Origin of the sequence: Roseofilum sp. SBFL (assembly GCF_017746885.1) — a bacterium.
Classification (GTDB): Bacteria; Cyanobacteriota; Cyanobacteriia; order Cyanobacteriales; family Desertifilaceae; genus Roseofilum.
On the sequence record NZ_JAGHZH010000041.1, the window covers coordinates 23,519 to 33,747 of the forward strand.

The following is a 10,229-nucleotide window of genomic DNA, read 5'->3' on the forward strand; positions in this document are numbered from 1 at the left end:
CATGCAGCATCGTATCCTTGTTGTTCCGCCTACCCTAGCCCAAGCGTCTCCCGACGCTAAAGCCGATTCTCCCTCTCTGGGCCTGTTGCCGATGATCTTTATGGGTCTGTCGGCTGTCCTATTCATTGCCCTAGTCGCAGGTGGGATCTATTCCAAACTTGAAATAGAAAAAGTCAATAAAAAAGTCAAGTTTGAAGATTTTAAGAATAAGGAACTCCAGAAAAAACTCAAACTCGCCCTGAGTACCATTACCAAAATGGAGACGAACCCGGACTTGGTTCACTCACGGGAATTTAACCTTGACTATCTGCGAATGCGGATGGATGAGGAAGTATTCCATTTTGCTATTGTCAATCAAATTAAAGTTAAAGTTAAAGAACAAATTACCATTGCCCTACGCCCTACCCAGGCTAAGGAAGGGAAAATTGGTGAGAATAATGCTGCATCTCCTCGTAAAGTGAGTGAAGTATTTGATGTCACCTATGAAACAGGAGAAGGGACAACGACTCAAAAGCGGGTCTTATTCCGGATTCAAATTAATATGACTCGTCTGCCAACTCAATCCACCTCAAAAACGATCCAGGATATTATTGATTGTATCGAAACTTATCTTAGTCCCCATCCAGACCCAAATTGGCAACCAGCAATTCAGGGGCGGTTGGTTAACTTACATTGGGATCAAAAGGCAAAACCTACACCATTGCTAGTTTTAGAGCAACTGAATGAAGGAAGCAATGTGACATTCAAGACCAAAACCCATGCACCCACCCCTCCCGCTGCGGGAAGAAGCTCTCGTTCGAGCAGTGGTCGCTCCAAGGGTAAATCTTCTGGAAGTCGTACCAGCAGTAAAAGTACAGGAAGCAGGGCTTCAGCAAGTCGCTCTCGCTCTCAAGCTCGGCGATCGAAGTAAGTGTGATAGAGCGAGGCGGTAGGCACTCTAGCAATAGAAAATGTCCTCACTCTCCCTTTCTCTGCTGTAATATTAAATCCATGTATTTCTGCTACAGATGGCCATCAGGGTAGAAACAACATAGGCCTTGTCTCTAGATTAGGCAGTGGTAGCAAGGATTTGATATAACTCCGGCTCCCCGTTGCCGATTGACCTGTACTCAGCACATAGGTTTTATAACGGGCCCTGAGGGACTCGAACCCCCGACCAACTGATTAGAAATCAGTTGTTCTATCCGACTGAACTAAGGGCCCATAAGGTGAGCAACCCATCACTTTATTATAGGTCAAATTCCCCCAAAGGGGTAGTATCTCACAGAATGAGTTGCTGGATTTATGAAAATCACGTTAAATTTAATTAAGATTCCTGGAGAATGAAAAATTTTGTTCCCAAGAGAGACTAGGCGATCGCCCAAACTATAAGCACCTTAGTCATCAATATCTGTTTTGTATTCATATAAGAGAGCTTCTTGATTATGAAATTATCTTGGAAAGTCATACTTCTGTGGACGTTGCCTGCCCTGGTCATTGGGTTCTTCGTCTGGCAAGGAGCCTTTGCCCCCAATGTGGTGGACGGAGGTCAGAACGCAGCAACTACTCGCATGACCTACGGCCGCTTCATTGAATATCTAGATGCGGGTCGAGTCACTCAGGTTGACCTTTACGAAGGTGGCCGAACTGCCATTGTTGAAGCCGTCGATCCAGAACTGGATAACTTCCAACAACGCTTGCGGGTAGACCTCCCAGGTAACTCCCCAGAAGTGATTTCCCAAATTCGTCAAGCCCATGTCAATCTAGCGATCCATCCTCCTCGCAATGAAGGAGCGGTTTGGGGATTATTAGGTAATTTAATTTTCCCTCTGTTGCTAATTGCGGGATTGTTTTTCCTCTTTCGCCGTTCGGGTAATGTCCCTGGTGGCCCCGGTCAGGCGATGAACTTCGCGAAATCTAAAGCCAGATTTCAAATGGAAGCCAAAACAGGCGTAATGTTTGATGATGTGGCTGGTATTGAAGAAGCGAAAGAAGAGTTACAAGAAGTTGTGACATTTCTGAAAAAACCGGAACGGTTTACGGCCGTAGGCGCACGTATTCCTAAAGGTGTGTTGTTGGTGGGCCCTCCTGGAACCGGGAAAACCTTGCTGGCGAAGGCGATCGCCGGAGAAGCAGGTGTTCCTTTCTTCAGTATCTCTGGTTCCGAATTTGTGGAAATGTTTGTCGGAGTCGGCGCTTCACGGGTGCGCGACCTGTTTAAGAAAGCGAAAGATAACGCCCCCTGTATTATCTTCATCGATGAAATTGATGCTGTCGGTCGTCAACGGGGAGCCGGTATTGGCGGTGGAAATGATGAGCGCGAACAAACCCTGAACCAGTTATTGACTGAAATGGATGGGTTTGAAGGCAATACTGGCATTATTATTATTGCCGCTACTAACCGTCCGGATGTACTCGATCAAGCCCTGTTGCGTCCCGGTCGGTTTGACCGTCAAGTAACCGTCGATGCTCCAGATGTGAAGGGACGATTAGAAATTCTGGATGTTCATGCTCGGAACAAGAAACTCGCAACAGAAGTTTCCTTAAAGGCGATCGCCCGCCGCACCCCTGGCTTTACCGGTGCAGACTTAGCCAACCTCCTCAATGAAGCGGCTATTCTCACTGCCAGACGGCGCAAAGAAGCGATCACCATGCTGGAAATTGATGATGCAGTAGACCGGGTTGTCGCGGGAATGGAAGGCACTCCCCTCACCGATGGTAAGAGCAAACGCTTAATCGCCTATCATGAAGTCGGCCATGCGATCGTGGGCACCTTGCTCAAAGACCACGATCCCGTACAAAAAGTCACCCTTATTCCCCGGGGACAAGCTCAAGGGTTAACCTGGTTCACCCCTAGCGAAGAACAAAGCCTGATTTCTCGCGCTCAACTCACCGCTCGTATCTGCGGGGCACTCGGTGGTCGAGCTGCTGAAGCCATCATTTTTGGTGATGCAGAAGTGACCACGGGTGCAGGGGGTGACTTACAGCAAGTGACGGGAATGGCTCGGCAAATGGTCACCCGTTTTGGGATGTCAGATCTCGGCCCCTTATCCCTAGAAGGTCAAACCAATGAAGTATTCTTAGGTCGCGATTTGATGTCCCGTTCTGAATACTCAGAAGAAATTGCCTCTCGCATTGATGCCCAAGTTCGTACTATTGTCGAACATTGCTATGACCAAGCATTGCAAATTATGCGGGATAATCGCCATGCGATCGATCGCCTAGTAGACTTGCTGATCGAAAAAGAAACTATTGATGGGGAAGAGTTCCGTCAGATCGTAGCTGAATATACGGCTGTTCCTGAAAAGGAAAGTTATATCCCTCAAATCTAAATCCTCAAAAAGCGCTGTTTTTACAGCGCTTTTTTAATGTCATTCTTCTCATAACAATTGAGTAAGCAATGACAGGACGAGCTACTGGCTAAGTTAAATTTTATTGAACTGTAGTCATGGTTTGAGAGGATTAAGGGTACAACCGTATTTTAACTCAGGCGCTCTCCACTCGCACAAAGAAACTGGGTTTCTGTTTCCACCTCGATAGGAGGCAGTATTCCCAGGAGAAACCCGGTTTCTAGACCCTATGACAAATCGGAAGCTCAAGGTTAAGATAAGATCGAGCGAATTGAGTACAATTATGTCAAATTATACAATTACTTTATATGAGCAGACTTACCACGCCCTGCTAGAAGTTGTCGAACTACAAGGCTTAACTCCTGAAGCTTAGATAATGACTCAACTTCCTAAACCCCAGGCGAAAGACCAACCTTTATCCGGAAAAATAGACGATTTAATTGGGGCAATTGAGAGCAGTCCCCAGCCTCATCATCAGTTTAAGCTAGTTCATAGCGATCTCGACCTGAGAAAATCACAACAACAAAAAGTAAATTGCTTTCCAGAAACCTCTTTGAATCAAGTAGCAGGATATCTGAAATATGAAGGCATCCCGAAAACGCTTGACGACTTAGAAGATGCTATTCGTCAAGGGGTAGAGGAACAAGGTAATGATATCCATTAAGAATATTCCTCCATTCTCTACAGGCGATCGCCACCCGCACAGAGAAACTGGGACTGTGAATACTCAGGTATTGATATGATATACCACAAGTAGCATAATTGAGGCATGAGTCAACACCTAAAACCAGTTGAGTGGGTTGGCAGTTCTCTTGAGGACTTAAAAGACTTCCCACAGGGGGTTCGCCAAGCTGTGGGTTATGCCCTATATCTGGCTCAATGTGGTGAGAAACACCCATCTGCGAAACCCCTCAAAGGCTTTAAAGGTGCTGGGGTGCTTGAAGTTGTCGAAGATTTTGACACAGACACTTATCGAGCAGTTTATACCTTAAAGTTAGCGGGTGTGGTCTATGTCCTCCATGCTTTTCAAAAGAAGTCAAAACAAGGAATTGCAACGCCTAAACAGGATATTGACTTAATTGAGGCCAGGCTTAAACGCGCTAAAGAACATTATTCAGAGAATTACACGAACTAAGTAGGAAAACCATGACTCAACCCATCGAAGTGCAAACCGGAAGTAGCAATGTATTTGCCGATTTAGAGTTAGAAAACTCTGAGGAATTACTGGTTAAGGCAGAATTAGCGCGGAGAATTAGTAGTATTATCGCTGGCCAAAATATGACTCAAGCTGAAGTGGCAACATTGCTAGAGATCGATCGGCCTAAAGTGTCAGCATTAGTTAATGGAAAGCTATCCGGTTTTTCTGCAACCCGGTTATTTCGGTTTTTAAATACATTGGGTCAGGATGTGGAAATCGTTGTGAAACCCAAGTCTTGCGGAAAAGCTCAGACACGGGTTGTGGTGTTGTAGGCGATCGCCACCCGCACGCAGAAACCGGGTTTCTGTTTCCACCTCCATAGGAGGCAGTATTCCCAGGAGAAACCCGGTTTCTAGACCCTATGACAAATCAGAAGCTCAAGGTTAAGATAGGATTGAGCGAATTGAGTACAATTGTGTTAAATTATACGATCACTTTATCTGAGGAAACTTACAAAACGCTAAACGAGTCTTTCCTAACAACATGGCCTTGTTTGACTGAAGCGATGTATTTCTTATCAGAATTACGAGGTTGGTCAGCACAGACAATCTTATGGGAATTGATCAACAGAAAAGTTTTAGATCTTTATGCAATTAATCAAGCAGAATATCAACGGATGGAAGTTTTGATGGAAAAATATCAAGACCTGCCTATGGATTTAGCTGATGCTTCTCTTGTTGCTGTCGCAGAAAGTCAAAAGATTAAGCGAATCTTTACATTAGACAGTGATTTTTATGTTTATCGACTATATGATAAAGATGCTTTTGAAGTTATCCCTTGAGTTGAAATGTGGAAATTGCCACCCGCCCAAAGAAACCGGGTTTCTGGTTTCACCTCGATAGGAGACAGCATCCCTAGCAGAAACCCAGTTTCTATATCGAGTTAGATGATTGTTTGGAGTCTATTGATCAGACGCTTTCTTATTGCTTTACTGACGAAAAGGTTGTCGTTCCATAATGACACCAACACTTTGCCGATCTCCATCTCTAGGTTCATAGCCATGAACACTTTTCCACGGATACATCTGACCAGCACCAAAGTCATCACCAATGTACAGATGAAAAGCATTTAAACGCCATTGTTTAGCTTTACTGATAGCATCGTCAAAACCACTTACTCTAACGGGCCAACCATGACTTCGGTCTGCACTACCATGAAATGCAACATTTTGAATAGTTAAAAAGTGTCCATTTAGCTCTGTTTTTTCTTTCGCACTTACTGAAATAGCCCAAAATCCAATGACTATACAAGCAATCAGAGCAATAAAAGTTTTTCGTTTCATACCAATAAACACTTGAATGAATGTAAAATTGCTAATTTTAGTTTTCACTTACTGTGACTGTATTCAATTGATTTCCAGTGCGTCAACCCTATAAAAGTGGTATTTAGGGGGGATTTTTGAGAGTATTAAAAGTAAAAAAATGGGAAAATGTGAGATTTTGTAGCACAATGGGGAAAACTGTGGGATAATGGGGGGTGAAAGTACACAAAACTACAAGCTAAATTTAACTGATATGGAGATACAGGACGCTGTGCAGTGGACGGATAAGTTTATTTTTGCCAAAACGGGGCAGCATCTGGACTCGTTGCAACGGGCTATTTTGGAGGGGGTATGGGAACATAAGGGATATAAGGATATTGCTGAGGAATACCACTGTAGCAACGATCATGTGAGAAAGTCGGCATCGGAGTTATGGAAACTGCTGTCGGAGATGTTGGGAGAGGAGGTGAAAAAGAAGAATGTGCGATCGCTCATCGAAAACCGTGTATTCTCTTATCACAATAATGTCGTGCAAATTGGCAGTAACATAAACATCTGTAACGACCTATACAACAATCCAAAAAAAAACGATCGCCCTCTACAACCAGCAAAACCCGTCAACCGCGCCACAATCTCAGCAAAGCTCCCGAATATCCGAACCTCCACAACCGCACCGCACAACTGGCGACTCTCCAACAATGGATACTCGAACAAGATAGCCGCATCATCACCTTAACCGGACTCTCTGGAATCGGCAAAACCGCCCTAGCAAGACAACTGGTAGAAGAAATAAAAGACAACTTCGAGCTTATTCTGTGGCGCAGTCATCGCAAAATTCCCAGCCTCAACGCCCTACAAACCACCCTCCTAGAATTTCTCGATCCATCTCAAAACCGAACCCTCATCAACCCATCAAACTCCCTATTAGACGCTCTCCGAAATCACCGTTGCTTAATCATTCTCGACGACTTCCAGGAAACTTTAACCCCTGGGGAATTCATCGGCAACTATCGCCCAGAATATGAAAATTATGGTCAGTTCATCCAAGAAATCGGACAATTTCCCCACAACAGTTGCCTCATTTTGCTCAGTTGGGAACAGCCCCTAGAAATAGCTACCCTAAAAACCGAAAATTCCTACTGTAAAACCTTCCCTGTGCCGGGATTAGGGGATTTAGCGACGCAACTGCTCCAGGAAAGACAACTCAAAGACGAGAAAAAATGGTCAGACCTAATCCAACGTTACAGTGGAAACCCACTATGGCTGAAAATCATCGTTTCTACGATTCTCGATTTATTTAACGGCAGTGTGCAACAATTTCTCGCCTATCCCACCCTATTTTTAGGCGACCTAGAACCGATTATCAAACAACATTATCAACGCCTCTGTGAATCTGAAAAAGTTCTGCTTGAGTGGTTAGCGAACCAAGAGCAACCGGTAGAGATTAGCCAGAAACCCCCAGACCTTTTATCCGACGCAGATTTTTTAAAGGCGATACAATCTTTAAGGAGACGAAACTTACTGGAAAAATCGCCAATTTTAACTTTGCAACCGGTGATTAAACAGTACGTCAAAAACTAATATCAAATCCTTAAATTTTTGCGACAATTGAATGGGAGAGAAATGGACGAGTGTAACCCTGTAAGGCCTGTATTAGCGTCGCTAGAGCCAACGTTTCTCAACCGATCCCCATTGTTCATTGTTCTCACGTCATAATCGCTCCCCCCATCAACTGCTCATAGCGCCGTTGCAGCTCTTCACGAATTAACGGATAATCGCCCAATTCTGGATCTTCAGCAATCAAATTTTCTGCCGCTTCCCGTGCCAATGCCAGAATATCTTGATCCTGGACTAAACTGGCGAGAGCAAAATCCGGTAAACCCGATTGGCGAGTGCCTAAAACTTCCCCAGGTCCGCGAAATTGTAAGTCCATTTCAGCGATAAAAAAGCCATCTTGAGACTGTTCTAAAACATTTAACCGTTGGCGAGCATCGGGATTATTGGAACTACTGAGGAGTAAACAATAGGATTTATGAGATCCTCGTCCTACCCGTCCTCGCAGTTGGTGCAGTTGGGAAAGTCCAAATCGTTCGGCATTTTCGATCAGCATAACGGTGGCGTTGGGGACATCAACGCCGACTTCAATGACGGTGGTGGAGACAATAATTTGAATTTCATTGTCTCGAAATGCCGTTAGCGCTTCATCTTTTTCGGCTGAAGTCATGCGACCGTGGAGTAAACCCACTTGAAATTCAGGAAAAATAGTTTCTGATAGATTTTTATGTTCGGCTATGGCAGCTTTAGCATTCAGTTTATCGGATTCTTCAATTAAGGGGAAAACGACATAGGCTTGCCGACCTTGGGCAATTTCTCGGCGCATGAGTTCATAGACTTTTTTCCGTTCTTTATGGCTTAAAGCCAGGGTTTCTATGGCTTGTCTTCCGGGGGGTAGTTCGTCAATTTGACTGACATCTAAATCCCCATGCATGGTTAATGTTAAGGTTCTGGGAATGGGCGTTGCTGTTAAACACAAAACATGGGGAGATTCTCCTTTTTGCTGCAAGAGAGCGCGTTGTTCTACACCAAAACGATGTTGTTCATCAATGACAACTAAGCCTAAACGATGGAAATTAACTCCTTCTTGAATAAGTGCATGAGTTCCCACCAGTAAGGGTAATTCTCCTGTTTCTAAGTGGGCGTGAATTTCCCGGCGTTTCTTCACTTTTGTGGAACCGGTGAGCAGTTCTACAGGTAAATGAAGGTGGTTAAACCAGGTGACTAATTTGCGGTAATGTTGTTCGGCTAAGACTTCAGTAGGAGCCATGAGCGCGGCTTGATATCCGGACTGAATAGCGGCTAGAATTGCGATTACCGCAACGACGGTTTTTCCTGAGCCAACATCCCCTTGAACTAAACGGTTCATGGCAGTGGGCGATCGCAGATCGCTTAAGATTTCATTCACTACCCGTTCTTGTGCCCCAGTCAGAGCAAAGGGCAACCCCTGATAAAACCGATCGATTAACTGTCCTGTCGGCATTAAGGGAATCGCTTTCTGATTTTTCTTCTGATTATGCCGGCGCTGAAGAAAGCCCACTTGCAGATAGAAAAATTCATCGAAAATCAAGCGCCGTCTGGCTTGCTCCAGGTTCTCTTGATCTCCAGGAAAGTGAATTTGATGAATAGCTTGAGAAAGTTGAATTAAGCTGTAGGGCGATAAAATTAGTTCAGGAATCGGATCAGTTAACTGTTGTGCTGTAGGTAAAACTCGCCAAATGGCTTTACGCACGGTATCCGCTGCTACCCCTTCTGTTAAAGGATAAATGGGTACAATTTGACCAATAATTAGAGAATCTAATTCTCCCGAAGACTCTAAAACCTCCAACTCCGGTTTATCTAAAGTGAGACCATATTTATTCTTTTTCACCAAACCTGAAGCCGCGACAATGGAACCAACGGGATAATTGCGCTTCTGGCTTTCTTGCCATCCTCGATGACTGAAATAGGCTCCGGCAAAAAAACGCGATACTTTTAATTGTCCCGTGGCATCTTTGAGGATAATTTCTAAGATAGTGAGTTTCTTATTCCGAGGCGAAGAAAAACAGTTAATGCGCTTCACTTCCCCCACCACCGTCACCGTTTCTCCCGGTTCTAAATCGGCAATAAAGACTTGTGAAGCATAATCTGTATGGTTGCGAGGATAATAAAATAGGAGATCTCGAACGGTATGTAAGTTCAGTTTGGCTAACTGTCGTGTATGATACACTGAAAATCCTGGAAGATTTGTTAAAGCGCGATAATGCTCCGCATCGCTGGCGCGATCGCACTCCGTCGTCTCTGGAACTTGCTGGTGCAGCGCTAGAGAAGGCTTCGGAGCAGGAGTAATCGGGGGTTGTTGAAAGCGCTTTTGGGAGTCTGAGAGAAACTTCCGCGCCTGAGCAACAAGCTGTTGGCGCTGGGCAAACGTAAACTGGGGATAAGTCTGGAATTGATCGGAGAGTTGCTTCCACTGGCGCTTTTCCCGGGGCGAAAAGGACGCGGGAGGGTTAGCAAAACTGAGATGAAGGAACTCACTAAACCGATATTGTTTGCCTTGCAGGTCATTAAATCCGCGCTCCTGTTCTACTGTCAAGGCTTTTTGGAGTCTTTGCCAGTCGGGTTCTTGAGTCATGATGCTGAGAAGGCAGATAGGTGAGGGTAGGGCTGTTCTCTTTGATGATAGATCATTGCTCTAGGGGAGGAGCGATCGATGGGGTAGGGGTAAGAAATCGGGTTTCTACCCAGGTTGAGAACGCCAACGAAAAGATACCCCTCTTTTGTCACTCTGCCGAATCAAGTGAGAATTAAGTGAAGGGATTTATGCTGACGAAAAAAAGTATTGAAATTGATTGACACGGTGCAGCAATGGGTGAAGTGATGAGAGTAATTGCCAATCCGGAAAAAC

The 10,229-nt window shown here is 44.8% G+C and carries 8 protein-coding genes, 1 tRNA gene and 1 pseudogene; 7 read left to right on the forward strand and 3 right to left on the reverse strand.

Annotation, left to right across the window (positions count from 1 at the left end):
* The first annotated feature begins 1 nt into the window (after position 1).
* Positions 2–910: a hypothetical protein gene (locus J7545_RS04480; RefSeq protein WP_318702363.1), complete on the forward strand. Its 909-nt coding sequence runs from the start codon at positions 2–4 to the stop codon at positions 908–910.
* A 219-nt stretch (positions 911–1,129) separates the two neighbouring features.
* Here the strand turns inward: J7545_RS04480 and J7545_RS04485 are convergent.
* Positions 1,130–1,203: transfer RNA gene (locus J7545_RS04485), tRNA-Arg, on the reverse strand.
* 221 nt (positions 1,204–1,424) lie between these two features.
* On the opposite strand from J7545_RS04485, the gene ftsH2 reads away from it, so the two are divergent.
* The 5 genes from ftsH2 (at position 1,425) to J7545_RS04510 (ending at position 5,308) form a co-directional block, all read left to right on the forward strand.
* Positions 1,425–3,311: an ATP-dependent zinc metalloprotease FtsH2 gene (gene ftsH2 / locus J7545_RS04490; protein ID WP_318702361.1), complete on the forward strand. Its 1,887-nt coding sequence runs from the start codon at positions 1,425–1,427 to the stop codon at positions 3,309–3,311.
* 394 nt (positions 3,312–3,705) lie between these two features.
* Positions 3,706–3,993 (forward strand): hypothetical protein, encoded by a 288-nt coding sequence (locus tag J7545_RS04495; RefSeq protein ID WP_318702360.1) that lies wholly within the window; start codon positions 3,706–3,708, stop codon positions 3,991–3,993.
* A 105-nt stretch (positions 3,994–4,098) separates the two neighbouring features.
* Entirely contained in the window at positions 4,099–4,464 is a 366-nt protein-coding gene (locus J7545_RS04500; RefSeq protein WP_318702359.1) for a type II toxin-antitoxin system RelE/ParE family toxin, read from the forward strand.
* Positions 4,465–4,475: 11 nt separating this feature from the next.
* Entirely contained in the window at positions 4,476–4,799 is a 324-nt protein-coding gene (locus tag J7545_RS04505) for a helix-turn-helix transcriptional regulator (RefSeq protein WP_318702357.1), read from the forward strand.
* Positions 4,800–4,888: 89 nt separating this feature from the next.
* Positions 4,889–5,308 (forward strand): type II toxin-antitoxin system VapC family toxin, encoded by a 420-nt coding sequence (locus J7545_RS04510; protein ID WP_318702355.1) that lies wholly within the window; start codon positions 4,889–4,891, stop codon positions 5,306–5,308.
* Between the two features lie 147 nt (positions 5,309–5,455).
* Here J7545_RS04510 and J7545_RS04515 read toward each other — a convergent pair whose 3' ends face one another.
* Positions 5,456–5,857 (reverse strand): hypothetical protein, encoded by a 402-nt coding sequence (locus J7545_RS04515; RefSeq protein ID WP_318702353.1) that lies wholly within the window; start codon positions 5,855–5,857, stop codon positions 5,456–5,458.
* A 184-nt stretch (positions 5,858–6,041) separates the two neighbouring features.
* Here J7545_RS04515 and J7545_RS23905 point away from each other — a divergent pair.
* Positions 6,042–7,369: pseudogene (locus tag J7545_RS23905) on the forward strand (NB-ARC domain-containing protein).
* Positions 7,370–7,493: 124 nt separating this feature from the next.
* On the opposite strand, the gene recG reads toward J7545_RS23905, so the two are convergent.
* A complete protein-coding gene (gene recG, locus J7545_RS04530; protein ID WP_318702347.1) occupies positions 7,494–9,956 on the reverse strand; it encodes an ATP-dependent DNA helicase RecG in 2,463 nt (820 codons plus the stop codon).
* Between the last annotated feature and the right edge of the window lie 273 nt (positions 9,957–10,229).

Excerpts from the sequence above, each read along its gene's own strand:
- J7545_RS04480 (WP_318702363.1), top strand. The coding sequence starts at position 2 with ATGCAGCATCGTATCCTTGTTGTTCCGCCTACCCTAGCCCAAGCGTCT.
- ftsH2 (WP_318702361.1), top strand. The coding sequence starts at position 1,425 with ATGAAATTATCTTGGAAAGTCATACTTCTGTGGACGTTGCCTGCCCTG.
- J7545_RS04495 (WP_318702360.1), top strand. The coding sequence starts at position 3,706 with ATGACTCAACTTCCTAAACCCCAGGCGAAAGACCAACCTTTATCCGGA.
- J7545_RS04500 (WP_318702359.1), top strand. The coding sequence starts at position 4,099 with ATGAGTCAACACCTAAAACCAGTTGAGTGGGTTGGCAGTTCTCTTGAG.
- J7545_RS04505 (WP_318702357.1), top strand. The coding sequence starts at position 4,476 with ATGACTCAACCCATCGAAGTGCAAACCGGAAGTAGCAATGTATTTGCC.
- J7545_RS04510 (WP_318702355.1), top strand. The coding sequence starts at position 4,889 with ATGACAAATCAGAAGCTCAAGGTTAAGATAGGATTGAGCGAATTGAGT.
- recG (WP_318702347.1), bottom strand. The coding sequence starts at position 9,956 with ATGACTCAAGAACCCGACTGGCAAAGACTCCAAAAAGCCTTGACAGTA.